14 protein-coding genes and 1 rRNA gene are annotated in these 19254 nt (G+C 68.2%); 6 read left to right on the top strand and 9 right to left on the bottom strand.

What is annotated here, in order from left to right:
* The first annotated feature begins 45 nt into the window (after nt 1-45).
* Together VH569_RS22135 and VH569_RS22130 are read left to right on the top strand one after the other, a co-directional pair.
* Nucleotides 46-1440 (top strand): YcjX family protein, encoded by a 1395-nt coding sequence (locus VH569_RS22135; protein WP_423317975.1) that lies wholly within the window; start codon nt 46-48, stop codon nt 1438-1440.
* Nucleotides 1437-2459 carry a TIGR01620 family protein gene (locus tag VH569_RS22130; RefSeq protein WP_098738339.1) on the top strand — a complete coding sequence of 341 codons (1023 nt, stop codon included), beginning with the start codon at nt 1437-1439 and terminating at the stop codon, nt 2457-2459. Before VH569_RS22135 ends, VH569_RS22130 begins: the two co-directional genes overlap by 4 nt.
* Nucleotides 2460-2465: 6 nt before the next feature.
* On the opposite strand, the gene VH569_RS22125 is transcribed toward VH569_RS22130, so the two are convergent.
* The 8 genes from VH569_RS22125 to VH569_RS22090 all read right to left on the bottom strand — a co-directional run bounded on the left by VH569_RS22125 (nt 2466) and on the right by VH569_RS22090 (nt 12877).
* On the bottom strand, nt 2466-2996 hold the full coding sequence (locus VH569_RS22125; protein ID WP_376961116.1) for an arsenate reductase ArsC: 531 nt from the start codon (nt 2994-2996) through the stop codon (nt 2466-2468).
* A 114-nt stretch (nt 2997-3110) separates the two neighbouring features.
* Entirely contained in the window at nt 3111-3809 is a 699-nt protein-coding gene (locus tag VH569_RS22120; RefSeq protein WP_423317972.1) for a pirin family protein, read from the bottom strand.
* A gap of 86 nt (nt 3810-3895) precedes the next feature.
* Nucleotides 3896-5344, bottom strand: a complete 1449-nt coding sequence (locus VH569_RS22115) for an ATP-binding protein (RefSeq protein ID WP_423317970.1) — start codon at nt 5342-5344, stop codon at nt 3896-3898.
* Between the two features lie 126 nt (nt 5345-5470).
* Complete coding sequence (locus VH569_RS22110) at nt 5471-6151, bottom strand: RluA family pseudouridine synthase (protein ID WP_423317968.1); 681 nt, start codon at nt 6149-6151, stop codon at nt 5471-5473.
* Between the two features lie 7 nt (nt 6152-6158).
* A complete protein-coding gene (locus VH569_RS22105; protein WP_423317967.1) occupies nt 6159-6476 on the bottom strand; it encodes a CcdB family protein in 318 nt (105 codons plus the stop codon).
* Nucleotides 6476-6715: a type II toxin-antitoxin system CcdA family antitoxin gene (locus tag VH569_RS22100; RefSeq protein ID WP_174474468.1), complete on the bottom strand. Its 240-nt coding sequence runs from the start codon at nt 6713-6715 to the stop codon at nt 6476-6478. The genes VH569_RS22105 and VH569_RS22100 overlap by 1 nt, the downstream gene beginning before the upstream one ends.
* Before the next feature lie 152 nt (nt 6716-6867).
* Nucleotides 6868-8493, bottom strand: coding sequence for a fumarate hydratase (locus tag VH569_RS22095; protein WP_423317966.1), 1626 nt, complete (start codon nt 8491-8493; stop codon nt 6868-6870).
* 265 nt (nt 8494-8758) lie between these two features.
* Nucleotides 8759-12877 (bottom strand): Pls/PosA family non-ribosomal peptide synthetase, encoded by a 4119-nt coding sequence (locus VH569_RS22090; RefSeq protein ID WP_423317964.1) that lies wholly within the window; start codon nt 12875-12877, stop codon nt 8759-8761.
* Between the two features lie 724 nt (nt 12878-13601).
* Between VH569_RS22090 and VH569_RS22085 the strand changes: the two genes are divergently transcribed.
* Nucleotides 13602-14381 (top strand): SDR family NAD(P)-dependent oxidoreductase, encoded by a 780-nt coding sequence (locus VH569_RS22085; protein WP_391346756.1) that lies wholly within the window; start codon nt 13602-13604, stop codon nt 14379-14381.
* A gap of 28 nt (nt 14382-14409) precedes the next feature.
* Nucleotides 14410-15690 carry an MFS transporter gene (locus VH569_RS22080; protein ID WP_423317962.1) on the top strand — a complete coding sequence of 427 codons (1281 nt, stop codon included), beginning with the start codon at nt 14410-14412 and terminating at the stop codon, nt 15688-15690.
* 7 nt (nt 15691-15697) lie between these two features.
* Here VH569_RS22080 and VH569_RS22075 read toward each other — a convergent pair whose 3' ends face one another.
* Nucleotides 15698-16180 carry an Lrp/AsnC family transcriptional regulator gene (locus VH569_RS22075; RefSeq protein ID WP_423317960.1) on the bottom strand — a complete coding sequence of 161 codons (483 nt, stop codon included), beginning with the start codon at nt 16178-16180 and terminating at the stop codon, nt 15698-15700.
* 133 nt (nt 16181-16313) lie between these two features.
* Between VH569_RS22075 and VH569_RS22070 the strand changes: the two genes are divergently transcribed.
* Entirely contained in the window at nt 16314-18725 is a 2412-nt protein-coding gene (locus VH569_RS22070; protein ID WP_423317958.1) for a transketolase-like TK C-terminal-containing protein, read from the top strand.
* Between the two features lie 454 nt (nt 18726-19179).
* Nucleotides 19180-19254, top strand: a 16S ribosomal RNA gene (locus VH569_RS22065); the annotation flags it as partial.

Below are 19254 nucleotides of genomic sequence, written 5' to 3'. Positions count from 1 at the left end.
GACCCCATATAGGGCCGGTCATCGGCCAGACGTGAACGACCGCCCGTGCGCATTCCCGACCTGAACAGCCTCTACGACGCCGGCAGCCGGCTTCTTCTGGAATCGACGGTGCGCGTCGGCGTCACCGGGCTGCGGCGGGCGGGCAAGACCGTCTTCGTCACCGCCATCGTCGACAATCTGCTGAAGAGCGGGCGGCTGCCCTTCATGGATGTCGTCTCGTCCGGCCGCTTCCAGGCGGCGCGGCTGCGGCCGCAGCCCGATCCCGACGTGCCGCGCTTCGATTTCGAGGGCCATCTCGCCGCCCTGACCGGTCCCGATCCCCATTGGCCGGAGCCGACGCGCGGCATCGGCCAGATGCGCGTCTCGCTGCGCTACCGTCCGGATTCGGCGCTGAAGCGCACCGTGCAGCCGATGGCGACGCTCAATGTCGACCTCGTCGATTATCCCGGCGAATGGCTGCTCGACCTGCCGCTGCTGCGCCAGAGCTTCACGGAATGGAGCACCCAGACCCTCGAACTCGCTGCCCGCCCGCCGCGCGACGCGCTGTCCGCCTCCTGGCGCGGCTGGCTCGCCACCATCGACCCGGCCGCTCCGGCGGAGGAGGAGGCCGCGCGGCGCGGGGCGGCGCTCTACACCGACTATCTCCATGCCTGCCGCCGCGCCGACACGCTGCTCAGCCTGATCCAGCCCGGCCGCTTCGTCGAACCCGGCGACATGAAGGACGCGCCGCTGCTGACCTTCTGTCCCCTGCATGGCGGCCAGCCCAACGGATCGAGGGGCCGCGGCAGCCTGTGGGCGCTGATGGAGGAGCGGTACGAGGCCTACAAGACCAACGTCGTCCGCCGCTTCTTCGCCGAGCATTTCTCCCGGCTCGACCGCCAGATCGTGCTGATCGACGTGCTGGGCGCGCTGAATGCCGGCCCGGCCGGGATGGCCGACATGAAGCGGGCGCTGGAGTTGAGCCTGGAGCCGTTCCGCCATGGGTCGTCGGGCTGGCTCGACTGGCTGTTCGGCAGCAAGATCGACCGCGTGCTGTTCGCCGCGACCAAGGCCGACCACATCGCCGCCCACCAGCATGCCCAGCTGCGGGCATTGCTCGACCGGCTGGTCGGCGACGCCCGCAACGCTATCCGCTTCGAAGGCGCCCAGGTCGAGACCATGGCCATCGCCGCGCTGAAATGCACCGAGAGCGTGGTGACGGAGCATGAGGGCCGGCAGCTGCGCTGCGTCCGCGGCGTTCCCGTCGGGCGCGACCGTCCGACCGTGCTGTTCCCCGGCGAGATTCCGGAGGATGCGGAGGCCTTCCCGCCCGGCCGCGACCGTCCCTATAACTTCCTGGCCTTCCGCCCGCCCGACGACCTCGGCCGCGACCCGCGCGGCCTGCCGCACATCCGCGTCGACCAGGCCCTGCAATTCCTTCTCGGGGACTATCTGACGTGACGGAGCGCGAGACCGCCCCCCGCAGGCCATCGCCGGGCTGGGTTCCGCCGATGGAACTGGACCTCGACCGCGCCGCGCCGGTGCCGGCGGAGGAGGAGACCGCCCTGCTGACCGGCTCCGGCGATCCCGCCGACCTGCTGCCGGCGCCCGCAACCCCGGTGCGGACCACGCGCAGGCTGGGGCGCTGGCTGTTCGGGGCGCTGGCGGCGCTGGTTCTGGTGGCGCTGGGCTTCGACACCGCCGATCTGCTGGCGCGTGCCTTCGCCACCAGCCTTGCGCTGGGCGTGCTGGTTGGTTTGCTGGCCGCCACCGCCGGCATTGCGGCCCTGGCGATGCTGGTGACCGAGCTGCTGTCGCTCCGCCGCCTGCGCCGCATCGAGGAACTGCGGGCGGAAGCCGGCCGGCTGGAGCTGGATGCCCCCGGCGGCCGGGCCGACCGTTTCGCCGGATCGCTGGTGGCGCTCTATGCCGACCGGCGGGAACTGGCCCCGGCGCTGGCCCGCGTGCGCGACCATGTCACCGACGCCCATGACGAGCATGAGGTGGTCCGGCTGCTCGACCGCGAGGTGCTGAGCCCGCTCGACCGTGCCGCCTATCAGCGGGTGCTGCGCGCCTCGCGCGACACCGCCGTCGCCACCGCGCTGAGTCCGGCGGCGCTGCTGGATTTCGCGGTGGTTCTCTGGCGCAACCTGAAGCTGGTGCGGGAGATCGCCGCCCTCTATGGCGCCCGGCCCGGCTATGTCGGCTCGCTGCGCCTCTTGCGCCGGATGCTCGCCAACATCGCCGTCGCCGGGGTGGCGGAAAGCGCCCACCATGTCGCGGTGGAGGCGCTGGGCGGATCGCTCGCCGCCGCCATTTCGACGCGGATGGGGCAGGGGGTGATCAACGGCCTGCTGACCGCGCGGGTCGGGCTGACCGCCATGCACCTGTGCCGCCCCATCGCCTTCGGCCCGGACAACCGTCCCAGCCTGAACCGCATCAGGAAGGAGCTGCTGTCGCTGCCCAAACAGGTGCTGTGATGTGGTTCAGGCGTCGGCCATCGCGTCCGCTTCGGAGCCATGGACGGTGCCGATGGCATGCAGCGAGCTTTGCAGGGTCAGCCGGTCCAGCTGCTCCACCCGCAGGCTGGCGAAGATCTTGATGCGGCTTTCCAGCTCGACATAGGTGCGGCGGAAGGCCATGCGGATGCGGTCCTCCGTCCCGCTGGCGGCCGACGGATCCTCGACCCCCCAATGGGCGGTCAGCGGCGTGCCGTTCCACACCGGGCACATCTCGCCTGCGGCCTGATCGCAGACCGTGAAGACGAAATCCAGCGCCGGCGCATCCGGCCGGGAGAACTCGTCCCAGCTTTTGGAGCGCAGGCCGTCGGTCGGCAGGTTGAAGGCCTTCAGCGTCGCCAGCGTGTGCGGGTTGATCTGGCCCGACGGATGGCTGCCGGCCGACCAGGCGTGGAAGCGGCCGGCGCCCCACCGCCGCATCAGGCATTCCGCCATGATGCTGCGTGCCGAATTGTGGGTGCAGAGAAACAGGGCGTTGTAGGTTTTCTGCTCGGTCATCGCCAACCCCAGGGTTCGGCCCGCCGGCAGGGTGTCGGCGGGAACGGGACGGCGGCACTCTGCCGTCCGCCCCGCTCCCGGTTCAAATCAAGCTTTTATGTCAAGCTTGACACCTTATGCGAGGTCGAAGACCAGCACTTCGGCCTCGTCCGCCCGGTCCAGCGTCACCGCCTCCTCGTCCGACAGCGCTGCGCCGTCGCCGGTCTTCAGCAGGGTGCCGTTCAGATGGACCCAGCCGCGGGCGACCTGGACCCAGGCATGGCGGCCGGGGCGCAGCGGCAGCGTGGCGCTTTCCTCGCCGTCCAGCAGGGCGGCGTACAGATCGACATCCTGATGGATGACGGTGCTGCCGTCGCGGCCGTCACGCGACCCGACCAGTTTCAGCGTGCCGCGCTTCTGCTCGGCCGGGAAGTCCGCCTGCTGGTAGCCGGGCGCCAGATTGTTGGCCTCCGGCAGGATCCAGATCTGGAGGAAATGCACCGGTTCGGTGTCCGACGCATTGTACTCGCTGTGGCGGATGCCGCGGCCGGCGCTCATCACCTGGACCTCGCCGGGACGGATCACCGATCCGGTGCCGATGGAGTCCTTGTGCTCCAGCGCGCCGTTCAGCACGTAGGAGACGATCTCCATGTTGGCATGCCCATGGGTGGGGAAGCCGGCGCCGGGGATCACCCGATCCTCGTTGATGACCCGCAGAGCGCGGAAGCCCATATGGCCGGGATCGAAGTAATGGCCGAACGAGAAGCTGTGGTTGCTGTTCAGCCAACCCATGTTGGCGACCCCACGCTCGTCGCGATGGCGAATGGTGATCATGATTGAACCCTCCGTACCGTTGGGGTGTGTGCCCTTGTCTGGAGGGGAATTTGGCACCGGACAGCAATTCGAACAATCCAGTGCTTTTACATCAGATCGTTCCCTGTGACGCGACAATCTCGCCCCGCCAGCGGCACGCCCACGGTGAACACGGTTCCGCGCCCTTCCACCGACCGCACCGTCACCGGATGCCCCAGCAGCCGAGCCAGACGTTCGACGATGGCGAGGCCGAGACCGATGCCCTCGCTGCGATCGCGGTCGGGACGGTCGAGCTGGACGAACTCCTCGAAGATGCGCTGGCGGTCGGGTTCGGCGATGCCGCGGCCGGTGTCGTAGACCTCGACCCACAGCGTGTCGCCGCGGGTGCGGCAGCCGACCAGCACGCCGCCGCTCTCGGTATAGCGGATGGCGTTGGCGATCAGGTTGCGGACGATCCGCTCCAGCAGGGCCGGATCGCTGCGCACGACCGCATCGGTCGGGATGGCCCGCAGCCGCAGACCCTTCGCCTCGGCCTGTCCGGCAAACTCGGCCTCGAGCTGGTCGAGCAGGGGGGAGAGCGGCAGGTCGGCCGGCTTTGGCGACACCACCCCCGATTCCAGCTTGGAGATGTCGAGGATGGCGTTCAGCAGGTCGCGCATCGACCGCTGCGCCGCCTTCAGGTCGGTCAGCAGGGCCGCCGCCTTGGCGCTCTGCGGCTGGCGTTCCAGCATGCCGGTGAACATGCCGATGGCCTGCAGGGGCTGTTGCAGGTCGTGGCTGGCATGGGCGAGGAAACGGGACTTCGCCCGGTGCGCCTGCTCCGCCGCGGTCTTGGCGGTGTGCAGTTCGGCCGTCCGTTCGCGCACCTGCTGTTCCAGCGTGGCGTTGGCCCGCTCGATGGTTTCCGCCATGCGCAGGATTTCGGTGAACTGCCGGCGCACCTGCCGCGTCATCGGCCGGAAGATCGCCATGGCCTCCACCGCCAGGATCAGCAGAGTGATCAGCAGCGCCGCCAGTCCCAGCCGGTGGAGGGTCTGGAAGCCCGCCTCGCCCTCCTCCTGGTAGAGCGCGACCATGTCCTCCAGCCGGTCCAGCAGCGGGCCGAGCGCCTGGGCGGTGATGCGGTCGGCCTCGGCAGGGTCCGGCGGTCGGCCGGCGGATGCGGCGGCGATGACGCGGCGCAAGGCGGCGATATGCCCGGTCACCACCGGGTCGAGCGGATCGGGGCCGCTGTAGAACAGGTCGTGCGGCGGCGGACCCAGCGGCGGGCCTTCCTCCGGCCCGGCTTGGCCGCTCAGGCGCCGGTGGGTGGCCTCGAACATGCCCGTGGCCTCATCCAGCCGCCGGCCAAGGTCGGCGCGCACCGCCGGATCGGTGGCGCTCTTCAGCTGCTCCACCAGCAGGGCCGTCCGTTGCGACAGCATGCGCTGGCGGCCGGAAACGTTGACGACCTCCAGCATGCGTTCGTGCTGGCCGATCACCCGCTCGGTCATGACGAAGCCGGCCAGCGTGCCCAGCGCGATCAAGGTCAGCGCCAGGGCGTAGCGCAGGGTCATCCAACGGGCTGTCGTCGTGCCGATCGGTATCATGCGCTCGTCCCCCGGGCCGTGATCGCCCCAATGCCGACAGCGATCATGGGGCAGCCTGCCGCATCGCAGCAAGGCCAGAGCGTGGCGGCGACGCTATGACGCTTCGGTAAAGCCGCAGGCTTCCAGCGCCGCCCGTATGTGAGGCGGAACCGGGGCCACGGCGCCGACCGGGTCGCGCTTTGGGTAAAGCGGCAGCGAGATGGCGCGGGAGTGCAGGTGCAGCGGTTTGCCCTCGGGCCCGCCATATTGCGGGTCGCCGACCAGCGGGCAGCCGATGGACGCGCAATGAACGCGGATCTGGTGGGTCCGGCCGGTGTGCGGCGTCAGTTCCAGCCAGGTCAGCCCATCGGCCTGCCCGCGCACGACATAGTCGGTGACCGCCGCCTGACCGTCGGGCGAACCGACGATGCGCCAGCCGCCGGTCTTGTTGGACACCTTGGCGAGCGGCAGCTCGATCCGCCCGGACTCCTGCGGCGGCGTGCCGGCGACCACCGCCCAATAGGTCTTATCGACCTTGCCGTTCTGGAACAGGATGCCGATCTTGCGCAGCGCCTTGGCATGGCGGCCGAGGATCAGGCAGCCCGACGTGTCGCGGTCCAGCCGGTGGGCCAGCGACGGCGGCTTGGGGAAGCCGAAACGCAGCGCGTCGAAATGCCGCTCCAGGTTCGGCCCGCCGGCGGGGCCGGCATGGACCGGAAGCCCGGCGGGCTTGTCGAGGATCAGCATCAGCCCGTCGCGGTACAGGATGCGGTCTTGGATTTGGGCGGGTGTCACGGGCTACTCATCCCCAGGCGCGGGAAATCAGAAGGTCGATGGCGGCGATGATGCGGTCGCTGTCGTCGGCGAGGGAGCAGACCTTCTCGCCAAGTTGGTCGGCTAGGACCGATGCGAGCTGGAGAGGGTTCAAAATCACATCATGGCCTTCAATCACGAACAGCGGCGTCAAGGACGGCTCTGTGCTCTGAACCTTGGTGGCCAGCAACAGCGGCGCAATTACCCTGCGAGCCGATGCGTCGAAACGTTGTGATTGCACAATCACCAGATACGGAACGCCCGAGCGCGTCGCGGTTCGGTTCCTGTGTACATCGAACTGAGCCATTACAGGTGGTCGAGATGTTCGTCGGCAAAAGAGCCGTATCTGGCGTCGAAGTCGTTCAGCGCCGCAATTGTCGCATCAAGGCGACGTTCGCGATCCGCCTTCGCCACCTCGTCGGCCAGCATCTTTTCGACCCGTTCCGACAGGTCGCCGGGAAGGGACTGGGCGCGTTGCAGGATGTCCTCGTCCAGCGACAAGGTGATGTCCCGCTTCGGCGCGCGCCGGTCATAGACACCGTCCATTGCAAAGTCCTTCCCGATTCCGATGGCCCGATCCCGATGCCCCGATCCCAATTCGATGAAGATAGGCGCCCCCGGTGCCGTCCCGCAAGCGGGCAGGAAAAAGGGCGCGGCACCTCAAGGCGCCACGCCCCTTCACATCCGGTCGGTCCAGATCAGGCGAGCTTCAACTCCTTGAAGAAGTCATTGCCCTTGTCGTCGACGATGATGAAGGCCGGGAAGTCCTCGACCTCGATGCGCCAGATGGCTTCCATGCCGAGTTCGGGATACTCGACGCATTCCACCTTCTTGATGCAGTCCTGGGCCAGACGGGCGGCGGCACCGCCGATGGAGCCGAGATAGAAGCCGCCATGCTGCTTGCAGGCCGCCGTCACTTCCGCGCTGCGGTTGCCCTTGGCCAGCATGACCATGGAGCCGCCGGCCGCCTGGAACTGGTCGACGAAGCTGTCCATGCGGCCGGCCGTCGTCGGACCGAAGGAGCCCGAGGCGTAGCCTTCCGGCGTCTTGGCCGGGCCGGCGTAATAGATCGGGTGGTTCTTGAAATAGTCGGGCAGCGGCTCGCCGGCGTCCAGGCGGGCGCGCAGCTTGGCGTGGGCCAGATCGCGGGCGACGATCAGCGGGCCGGTCAGCGACAGGCGGGTGCGGATCGGATACTGGCTCAGCGTGGCGCGGATCTGCTCCATCGGCTGGTTCAGGTCGATCCTGACGACGTCGCCCGACAGATGCTCGTCACCGATCTCGGGAAGATACTGGGCCGGATCGGTCTCCAGCTGCTCCAGGAAGATGCCGTCCCTGGTGATCTTGCCCACAGCCTGACGGTCGGCCGAGCAGGACACGCCGATGCCGATCGGCATCGAGGCGCCGTGGCGCGGCAGGCGGATGACGCGGACGTCGTGGCAGAAATACTTGCCGCCGAACTGGGCGCCGATGCCCATGTTCTGGGTCAGTTTGTGGACCTCGGCCTCCATCGCCAGATCGCGGAAGGCGTGCGCATCCTCGCCGCCTTCGGTCGGCAGGTTGTCGAGATAGCGGGCCGAGGCCAGCTTCACCGTCTTCAGGTTCTGCTCCGCCGACAGGCCGCCGATGACAATGGCGAGGTGGTAGGGCGGGCAGGCCGAGGTGCCGAGATAGCGGATCTTGTCTTCGAGGAACTTCAGCAGCCGGTCGGGCGCCAGCACCGACGGCGTGGCCTGATGCAGGAAGGTCTTGTTGGCCGACCCGCCGCCCTTGGCCATGAACAGGAACTTGTAATAGTCCTCGCCCTCGGAATAGATGTCGATCTGGGCCGGCAGGTTGTTGCGGGTGTTCTTCTCCTCATACATGGAGATCGGCGCCAGCTGGCTGTAGCGCAGGTTGCGCTTCAGGTAGGCGTCGCGGGCCCCTTCCGACAGTGCGGTCTCGTCGCCGCCCTTGGTCCAGACGCGGCGGCCCTTCTTGCCCATGATGATGGCGGTGCCGGTGTCCTGGCACATCGGCAGGGTGCCGGCGGCGGCGATGTTGGCGTTCTTCAGCAGGTCGAGCGCTACGAAGCGGTCGTTGGCCGACGCCTCCGGATCGTCAAGGATCTTGGCGAGCTGGGCCAGATGGCCCGGACGCAGCAGATGGTTGATGTCGGAGAAGGCAGCCTCGGCCAGCAGGCGCAGACCTTCCGGCTCGACCTTCAGGATCTGCTCGCCGTCGAACTCGACGACCGAGACGTGATCCGAGGTCAGCTTGCGGTAGGTCGTGTCGTCCTTGGCGAGCGGAAACAGGCCGCGGGCTGAGGCGATGTCGTCGGGCATTGGGGCGTTCCTTTGACGAACCTGGCGTGACGATCCAACGGCCACCATTCGCCTCCGTGGTACGCGCCCGGCCGGGCGCGCGAAGGGGGCAGGCCGCGCTCGGCCCCCTTATACACCGCTCCCGTGCGGAGACAACCATCGGAGAGAGTAACGGTGCGCGACGGTTTGTCGTCAGATGAATGAAGGGCCGAAGACAGGCAAAAGAAAAGGCCGGTACACCGCAATGGTAATACCAGCCTTTTCTTCCCGTCACTGACGCCGGCTGTTACGCCGCCGCCTTCACCCGCTTGTCGACCGCCGCATGGGCCTGCGGCGCCGGTTCGGCCGGAGCGCCCACCCACTCGCCGTGGGCGGGGATTTCCTCGCCCTTCATCACCAGGGTCAGCGGGCCCAGGCGGGCGAAGTCGCCGACATGGGTGTCATAGAGCACCGTGGCGCCGGCCCCGACGGTGACGCCGGTCCCGACCGACACCCGGCCGACCTTCATCACGCGGTCCTCGTACAGGTGGGTCTGCAAGGCCGACAGGGCGTTGATGGCGCTATAGTCGCCGACCGACACGCAGTCGAACTCGGTGATGTCGGTGGTGTCCATGTAGACGCCCTGGCCGAACTTGGTGCCGAACAGGCGCAGCACCCAGGGCAGCATCGGCGTGCCGCGCAGATGGTCGAGCAGGACCTTGCCGGCCAGACCCCAATAGAGCACGGCCACCGCCTCGGTCCGCATGGCCCACCAGGACCACATCGGCTTCATGGTGGGGGCGTAGCGGCCCATCAGCAGCCACTTCACCAGCGCCACCACCAGCACCATCGCGGTGGGAATGGCGACGCTGACCGCCAGGAACTGCCAGGCGAAGGCGCCCCAGCGCTGGTCGAGGATGGCGGGAGCGAAGAACTCCACCGCGAAGGTGCCGAAGGTAATGAACAGCATCGACGGCATCGACAGGCTGAACGCCTCGAACACGGCGCGTCCTAGACGGCGGGCGCGCGACGGCTCGAAGGTCCAGTTGGCCGACACGTTGTCGAACTTCTGGCGCACCGGCAGCTTGATCGGCGGGCTGCCGAACCAGGTGTCGCCGGCCTGCATCTCGGCATTCGCCGGCGGCTTGGACTTGATGCCGATCAGCGTGCCGGTGGGGATGGAGGCGCCCGGCGGCACCACGGCGTCGTTGCCGACGAACACGCGGGCCTCGGTCTTCACCGGCTGCAGATGCATCCAGCCGCGGCGGATGTCCTCGTCGCCCAGCACCACCTCGTCGGCGATGAAGCACTTCTCGCCGATCTCCACCAGGTCGTAGCGGCCGGCGAGGTTGGTCGAGATCTCGGCGTCGCGGCCGATCTTGGCGCCCATCAGGCGGTACCACGCCCGCATGTAGACGGTGGCGTAGAGCGAGCTGAGGGTTTCCAGCATCACCTCGGTCGCCAGCGCCACGACCCATTTGCGGACGTAGAACCAGCTGTGGACCGAGTAGGAGCCGGCCTCCACCTTCGGCAGCACGATCCAGCGCATGGCGGCGATCAGCAGCACGGTGAAGGCCACCAGGAACATGGCGGTCGGCCACGCGATGGCGGGAACGTAGTAGAGGTAGTTGACCTTGAACACCCCGCCCATCCAGGCGTCGAGCTTGTCGAACAGGTAGAAGGCCGGGAAGATCGGGATCAGCGCCACCGGCGGCAGGCCGACCAGGGCGACCAGATAGATCAGCGTCTGGGCGGCGCGCTTGACGACGCCGGCGCGGGGCTCCTCGGGAAGGGCGGCGCGGTCGACGGTGCCGACCTTGCGGGCGGGCGAACCGTCCCACTGCTCGTAATCGCCGGTGTGGGTGCCGGCGGCGAGCGCGGTCAGGTCGGCCAGTTCGGTGCTCTTGCCGACGACGGCATCGTGGCCGATGACGCAGGAGGTGCCGATATAGGCGTCCTCGCCGATCTCGATGGTGCCGATCACCAGCTCGTTGCCGATCACCTCGGCATTGGCCATCTTCACCTTGCCGCCGGTCGAGGCGCCGCGGCCGATGCTGACCAGATCGATGGCGCCGGATTCGAACTCGCCGATCATCGCATCGGCGCCGACCTTGGCGCCGAGCGCGCGCAGCAGCAGCCGCATCACCGGCGACCCCTGGAACCACTTCAGGTGGACCAGCGCGATGAAGCGCTGGGCCAGCCACCAGCGGTAATAATAGACGCCCCACAGCGGGTAGCGGCCCGGCTTGGTCCGGCCGATGATCAGCCATTTCGCCGCGACGGCGATGGCGACGGTGGCGATGTTGATGACGACGTAGACGCCGAACATCGTGGTGATTTCGCCGAGGATTCCGGCATCCTCGCCGGACAGCAGCATGTAGCTGACGAACACACCAAGCCACTGCACCGTCATCAGCGCCAGGATAATCGGCAGCGCCGCGGCCTGGGCCAGTCCGCACAGCAGCCGGCGGGCCAGCGGCGGCGGATCGAAGGACAGGTCGGCCGGCTTGGCGCCGTGAGCTGCCGGCGCCTTTGCTTCCAGCCGTTCGGCCATCGCCCGCAGCGTGCGGGCGCCATAGACGTCCTGAAGGGTCAGGCTGGCCAGCCCGGCGGTCTCGCGCACCGCCGAGACGAAGCGCGCCGCCAGCAGCGAATGGCCGCCCAGGTCGAGGAAGAAGTCGGCCTCCAGCGGGATCGACTGGCCGGGGAAGACACGGCGGGCGGCCTCCAGCAGCGTCGCCTCGGTCGGGCTGCGCGGCTCCTCCTGCTCGCCCGAACCGGCATCCTCGGTCAGGGCCATCGCCTGCAAGGTCTTGCGGTCGGCCTTGCCGGAGGTCAGGCGCGGCAGTTCCGCCACCTGCTCATAGTGCGCGGGCACCATATAGGCGGGCAGCTGCGCCCGCAGCGCGTCGCGGAGCGTAGTCTTGTCGAGGGAGGCACCCGGCTGCGCGACCAGGAAGGCGACCAGACGGTCCAGCCCGTTGTCGGTGCGCAGGACCACCGTGGCCTGGGCGATTCCGGCCAAGTCGGTCAGCTTCGCCTCGATCTCGCCCAACTCCAGCCGGAAGCCGCGGATCTTCACCTGATCGTCGATGCGGCCATGGAAGCGCAGGTTGCCGTCGGCATCGACGCTGACCGCATCGCCGGAGCGGTAGAGCAGCGGATCCGGATGTGGGCCTGGCGTACCGGAGCGGAACGGGTTGGCGATGAACTTTTCCGCCGTCAGCTCCGGCCGGCCGAGATAGCCCTGGGCCACGCCGGGGCCGCCGATCAGCAGCTCGCCCTGGGTGCCGGGGGCCACCGGCTGCAACGCCTCGTCCACCACATAGCAGGTGTAGTTGGGGATCGGGCGGCCGATGGTGACGGGGGTGTCGGGATGGACCTCGGCCACCGTGGCGACGACGGTCGCCTCGGTCGGGCCATAGCTGTTGAACAGGCGCCGGCCCGGCCGGCACCAGCGCGACGCGACGGCCGGCGGGCAGGCCTCGCCGCCCAGGATGACGACGCGCAGCGACGGAATGTCCTTCGGCAGCATCGCCAGCAGGGTGGGGACGGTGTCCAGCACGGTGACGCCGGCCTCGGTCAGCACGTCGGCCAGCCGGTCGGCCTCGTCCAGAACCTGGCGGCTGGCGACCCACAGGGTGGCGCCGGCCAGGTAGGGGACGAAAATCTCCTCGAGCGACAGGTCGAAGGCCACCGAGGCGCCCTGGAACGCCACGTCGTCGGCGGTGATGCCGTAGACGCTGTTGGCGGCGCGCAGGTAATGGCAGATGTTGCGGTGGCTGATGACGATGCCCTTGGGCTTGCCGGTCGAGCCCGAGGTGTAGATGGCGTAGGCCGGGCTGTCCGGCGTCACCCCGTCCGCCCGCAGATCGAACGGCTCCTCGCTGTCGCTCAGCACATCGCCGATGCGCAGGACCTGGACATCGGCGCCGCTTGCTGCCAGCGTCGCCGCCTTGGTGCCGGTCACCAGATCGATCAGGATCGCCGGGGCGGCGCAGTCGGTCAGGCTGACCGCCACGCGCTCCGCCGGAGCATCGGCGTCGAAAGGCAGATAGGCGGCGCCGGCCTTCAGGATGCCCAGCAGCGCGACATGCAGGTCGAGCGACCGTGCCATCCACAGCCCGACGAAGCAGCCGGGGCCGATCCCGCGCGCCCGCAGGCCGTGGGCGACCCGGTTGGCGCGCGCATCCAGCTCGGCATAGGTGACGCGCCGGCCTTCATAGACGATGGCCGTGCGGTCCGGATGCGCCGCGGCGGTCGCCTGCGGGATGTCGGACAGCAGTTCGTCGCGCAGAAGGGACGGATCGACCCGGCCGCTCAGCGTCGGGACCGTCGGAGTGGCGGTCCACGGAGCGGAGATCGTCGATTGACCGGCCGGGGAAACATCGGTCGGGCCGTTGGCCCGCGCAGTCAGCAGAGTCACGCTGTGTCAGCCTTCCAAAAGGAATCAGCGCGGTGGCGCCAAACGGACCCGATCGGCATACGGTCCCGGCGGTCGGCTGAACGCGGCAATGGGCCGCTCGCAAGTTGTGGCGCTTTATGGTTAACGAATGCTTGCCGCTCGGCGTGTCGGCACCCGTACCGATGGGAGATGACAAGTCTTGGGCTGCCCAAGCGCTGCGAAAGCAACATTCGCCCAACCGAAAGAAAGTGGAAGACCCGACGGCACCGGATACATGCAGTTACATGAACGAGCATGGTCGCGCCTTCATGATCCGTTGTGCGGCAAGGGTCAAGCTTATCCTTGTGGAACTGAATCGAAGGGAAGGTCCCTGTGTCGGGGCCATCACATGCCCTGCCGAAGGACCCGCGGACCGGTGACTTGCGGCGTGGATGATGCCATGCGCAGTTCCGGTTGCCGCTGTCGGGCGGTGTCGCAACCAAGACCAGAATAAGCCTCCCGAATGGGTGGGCGTTCACGGCCCGTGGCCGCCGGTTCCCCGCGGTTCCCGTCCGTTCCGCGCACATGTGGTGTCGATTGCGGCGTTGCGCCATTCGGGCGGCGCATGGCTGGGGCTCCGGGAAACCGGGCTCGTCCGCCATTTTCATTATGGACATCATCCAAATCAAAATTGATGATGATCGTCATCAATATACCCGGCACCGGCGCGGCGCGCACAAGCCGTATGCAAGGACAGGAGAGAGCCATGAGCGTTGCGATGAACACGACCGGGGCGGACATGAGCGGGCGGGTTGCCCTGGTCACCGGCGGCACGTCGGGGATCGGGCGGGCGACGGCGCTGGCCTTTGCCGGAGCGGGGGCAACGGTGATCGTCACCGGCCGGCGCGAGGCGGAGGGGCTGGAGACGGTGGAACTGATCGGCCGTGCCGGCGGCACCGGCCATTTCGTCGCCGCCGATGTGGCCGATGGGGCGGAGGTCGCCGCCCTGTTCGAGCGGATCGAGCGCGACCATGGCCGCCTCGACGCCGCCTTCAACAATGCCGGCATCCATCAGGTCGCTCCGGTCACCGACATGGAAGAGGCTGATTTCGACCGCGTGCTGACCGTCAATGTGAAGGGCGTCTGGCTTTGCCTGAAGCATGAGCTGCCGATCATGCTCCGCCAGGGCCGCGGCGCGGTCGTCAACACCGGGTCGGTGCTGGGGCAGATCGGCATGGCCGGCAACGCCGCCTATTCCGCCAGCAAGGCGGCGGTGGAGGGGCTGACCCGCACCGCGGCCATCGAGGTCGCGTCCTTCGGCGTGCGCGTCAACGCCGTCTGCCCGGCGATCATCCAGACGCCGATGACCCAGACATCCTTCGGCGGCGCCGAGCGGGTGGAGGCGGTGATGGGGCCGCGTCATCCCGTCGGCCGTGTCGGCCGTCCGGAGGAGGTGGCGGCGGCGGTGCTGTGGCTCTGCTCCGACGCCGCCGGCTTCGTCACCGGCCAGTCGATCAACATCGACGGCGGCGTGACCGCTCAATAAACAGGCAAGCCACCGGAGACCCCAGCCGATGCTGTCCACCCCTCTCGCCGCCGCCCTGGCGCGGCGCGACATCCACTATGCCTGGGTCGTCGTCGCCGTTACCTTCCTGTCCATGCTGGTGTCGGCCGGGGCGGTCGGTGCGCCCGGCGTCCTGCTGCTGCCGCTCCAGCGGGAATTCGGCTGGGACACCGCCGACATCTCCACCGCCATGGCGATCCGCCTGCTGCTGTTCGGGCTGATGGGGCCCTTCGCCGCCGCGATGATCAACCGCTTCGGCGTCCGCCGCATGGTGCTGTCCTCGCTGACGCTGGTCGGCAGCGGGCTGCTGGCCTCTCTGGCGATGCGGGAGGTCTGGCAGCTGATCCTGCTCTGGGGCTTCGTCGTCGGTTTCGGCACCGGCCTGACCGCCATGGTGCTGGGCGCTACCATCGCCACCCGCTGGTTCGTCGCCCGCCGCGGGCTGGTGATCGGGCTGCTGACCGCCAGTTCGGCCACCGGGCAGCTGGTCTTCATGCCGCTGCTGTCGATGCTGACGGAGGCCTATGGCTGGCGCACCGCCATCGCCCTGCTGTGCGGTCTCATCGCCGTCGCCGCCCTGGCGATGCTGGCGCTGATGCGGGACCGCCCTGCCGATCTCGGCCTGTCCGCCGTCGGCGAAGTCGGGGCCGCGGCTCCCGCCGTCCCGGCCGGTGCCATCCTGTCGGCGGCGCTGGGAGCGTTGCGCGACGCCGCGGGAACACGGGCGTTCTGGGTTCTGTTCGCGACCTTCTTCATCTGCGGTGCCAGCACCAACGGCCTGATCCAGACCCACCTGATCCCACTCTGCGTCGATTTCAACGTGCCGGAGGTGCAGGCCGCCGGCCTGCTGGCCCTGATGGGCATCTTCGACTTTGTCGGCACCGTCGGGTCGGGCTGGCTGTCCGACCGCTACGACAACCGCTGGCTTCTGGTCTGGTATTACGGCCTGCGCGGCCTGTCGCTGCTCTATCTGCCCTATTCGGACTTCACCCTCTACGGCCTGTCGGTCTTCGCCGTCTTCTATGGGCTGGACTGGATCGCCACCGTCCCGCCGACCGTGCGCCTGACCGCGGAGCGCTTCGGCCGGGAGCGCGCCAATCTGGTCTTCGGCTGGATTTTCGCCGGCCATCAGCTGGGTGCCGCCAGCGCGGCTTTCGGCGCCGGCCTGTCGCGTACCGCGCTGCAAACCTATCTGCCGGCCTTTGCCACCGCCGGTGCGCTGTGCCTGCTCGCGGCGGTGCTGGTTCCGTTGGTCGGCAGCCGTGCCAAGCCGGTGGCGGCAGCGGACTGATGCGGGCTCAGTCTCCCAGATGCTCCAGCGGCAGGGCGGTGCGGTAGCGCACCTGTTTCAAGGCGAAGCTGGAGCGGATGTTGGCGACGCCGGGGATGCGGGTCAGGTGCTCCTTCAGGAACCGTTCATAGCTGGCGAGGTCCGGCACGACCACCCGCAGCAGGTAATCGGCGTCGCCGGTCATCAGGTAGCATTCCAGCACCTCCGGCCGCGCCATCACCGCCGCCTCGAACCCGTCCAGCCGGGCTTCGACCTGCCGTTCCAGGCTGACGCTGACGAAGATGTTGACCGGCAGGTCGACGGAGGCTGGATCGACCAGCGCCACATAGCGGGCGATCACGCCCGCATCCTCCAGCGCCTTGACCCGGCGCAGGCAGGGGGAGGGCGACAGGCCGACCCGCTCCGCCAGTTCGTTGTTGGGCAGCCGGCCATCCTGCTGAAGGGCGGACAGGATCCTGCGGTCGATGCGGTCGAGGGGGTGCCTTGGCATGAGATGCCGTTTCCCGTGTTATCCTGGCATCCGATGCTAAAGCGCAACCGCGGCCGGCGCCACTTCGCAAGCATCTGCCGTGTCGCAAATGATAGGCTGCTCCAATCATAAACCTGCGTTTGGGAGCAGACCGATGACCGCGAACCAGCCGTCCTCCGCCGATCTCGCCTGCCTGGCAGAGCTGGAGCGCAAGGTACTCTGGCTTGCGTCCTGGACCATCCACAACGCCAACCATGTCCGTCCCAACCTGGACGGGATGAAGATCGGCGGCCATCAGGCCTCCAGCGCCTCGATGTCGACCATCCTGACGGCGCTCTATTTCTCGGCCCTGCGGCCGGAGGACCGGGTGGCGGTGAAGCCCCATGCCAGCCCGATCTTCCACGCCATCCAGTATCTGCTGGGCAACCAGACGCGGGAGAAGCTGGAGAATTTCCGCGGCTACAAGGGTGCCCAGTCCTACCCGTCCCGCACCAAGGACGTGGACGACGTCGATTTCTCCACCGGCTCGGTCGGGCTGGGGGTGGCGCAGACGCTCTTCGCCTCGCTGGTCCAGGATTACCTGAAGGCCAAGGGCTGGGCGCCCGGCCTGCCGGAGGGCCGCATGGTCTCTCTGATCGGCGACGCCGAGATGGACGAGGGCAACATCTTCGAGGCCCTGCAGGAGGGCTGGAAGCATGGTGTGCGCAACACCTGGTGGATCGTCGACTACAACCGCCAGAGCCTGGACGCGGTGATCCGCGAAGGGCTGTGGGAGCGGCTGGAGAACATCTTCCGCGCTTTCGGCTGGGACGTGGTGATCCTGAAATACGGCACCCTGATGCAGGAGGCGTTCACGGAGCCGGGCGGCGAGCGGCTGCGCCAGTGGATCGACACCTGCCCCAACCAGCTCTATTCGGCCCTGACCTATCAGGGCGGAGCGGCATGGCGCCGCCGCCTGATGGATGATCTGGGCGACCAGGGCGACGTCACCCGCCTGATCGAGCGCCGCAGCGACGAGGAACTGGCCCGGTTGATGGGCAATCTCGGCGGCCATGACCTGCCGTCTTTGCTGGAGGCCTTTGCCCGGGCCCGCACCCACGACCGGCCGGTCTGCTTCATCGCCTACACCGTCAAGGGCTTCGGCCTGCCGCTGGCCGGCCACAAGGACAACCATTCCGGCCTGCTGACCCGCGAGCAGATGGAGGGCTTCCGCGCCGCCAACAAGGTCCGCGCGGGTCATGAATGGGACCGCTTCGAAGGACTCTCGCTGCCGGACTCCGCCCTGGAGGATTTTCTGCGCCGCGTTCCCTTCGCACAGAAGGGCCGCCGCCGCTACGAGGCACCGGCGGTCGCCGTGCCGGCCGCGCTGGCGGTGCCGACGCAGAAGAGCCTGTCGACCCAGGCCGCCTTTGGCCTGATCCTGAACGAGATCGGGCGGGAGCGCTCGCCGCTGGCCGAGCGCATCGTCACCACCGCCCCCGACGTCACCGTGTCCACCAACCTCGGCGCCTGGGTGAACCGGCGCGGGCTGTTCGCCAAGAGCGAACTGGCCGACCTGTTCAAGAAGGAGCGCATCCCCTCCACCTACAGCTGGGAATTCTCGCCGAAGGGCCAGCATCTGGAGCTGGGCATCGCCGAATCCAACCTGTTCATCCTGCTGTCGGCGCTCGGCCTGTCGCACAGCCTGTTCGGGGAGCGGCTGCTGCCGATCGGCACCGTCTACGACCCCTTCATCATGCGCGGCGCCGACCAGTTGAATTACGCCTGCTATCAGGATGCCCGCTTCATGCTGGTGGCGACCCCGTCCGGCATCACGCTGGCGCCGGAGGGCGGAGCGCACCAGTCCATCGCCACGCCGCTGGTCGGCATGGCCCAGGACGGGCTGGCCTATTTCGAGCCGGCCTTCGCCGATGAACTGGCGGTGGTGATGCGCTGGGCCTTCGATTACATGCAGCGGGACGGGGAGGGCGCTCCAGGCGAGCGCAACTGGCTGCGCGACGAGACCGGCGGTTCGGTCTATCTGCGCCTGTCGTCCCGCGCGCTCGAGCAGCCGACCCGGACGATGGACGAGGATTTCGCCCGCGACATCGTCGATGGCGCCTATTGGCTGCGCAAGCCGGGGCCGAACGCCCAGGTGGTGATCGCCTACACCGGGGCGGTGGCGCCCGAGGCCATCGCCGCCGTCGGCATGCTGGGAGAGGACCGGCGCGACGTCGGGCTGCTGGCGGTGACCTCCGCCGACCGGCTGCATGCCGGTTGGAGTGCCGCCCAGCGGGCGCGCGAACGCGGCCTAGGCCATGCCCGCGGCCATATCGAGCGGCTGCTGGAGGGGCTGCCGCCCCATTGCGCGCTGGTGACGGTGGTGGATGGCCATCCGACGACGCTGGGCTGGCTCGGTTCTGTCGCCGGCCATCGCACGCGGGCGCTGGGTGTGGAGCATTTCGGTCAGACCGGCACCGTCGCCGACCTCTATCGTCATTACGGCATCGACGCGCATGGCATCGTCGCGGCTGCCGAGGCGGCGTCTCCCGGCCGGCCGGTCCGCCATCTGCGGGCCATCGGCTGACCCGGCGCTATGATTGCGACCGGCGCCCGCCCTGAAACGGGGATGGTCAAAAAATCGTCATGGGAGTGCAGAAAGTTCTTGCGCGGTTGGGTGGAGGCCGCATATAAGACGCCTCCCGACGCGAACGACGCCGGCGCCGCCGACACGGCAGCGACCGACACGCAGAAGGGAAGCCCGACAAACCGGCGCTTGACAGTCGAACCCCAGAGGTTCGGCGGAGCAACGGTTTCTGCATCGGGCGGGCTCTTTGACAAGTTTATACCGTGTTGTGAGAAGGGATGCGCAGGCGGCGGCAGTTGGTAGCCGTTGCGGCCTTKGGGTKYTGGTTCTCAGTTGGGGATCGGCACAATCGAGGATCGTCTGTGCATCTTTTGAGCAGAGAAACTGTATCAGTATCGACGTTTCAGGAGATCGCCTAGGCGGTCCTGTCAGTCGYNGGCTTCGGCCGCGATCTGAACCTGAGAGTTTGATCCTGGCTCAGAACGAACGCTGGCGGCATGCCTAACACATGCAAGTCGAACGAAGGCTT

This window comes from Azospirillum sp. 11R-A (genome assembly GCF_049472615.1).
Classification (GTDB): domain Bacteria; phylum Pseudomonadota; class Alphaproteobacteria; order Azospirillales; family Azospirillaceae; genus Azospirillum; species Azospirillum palustre.
Note: the sequence above shows the minus strand (reverse complement) of the source record. Positions and strands in the feature narration are given on the sequence as shown.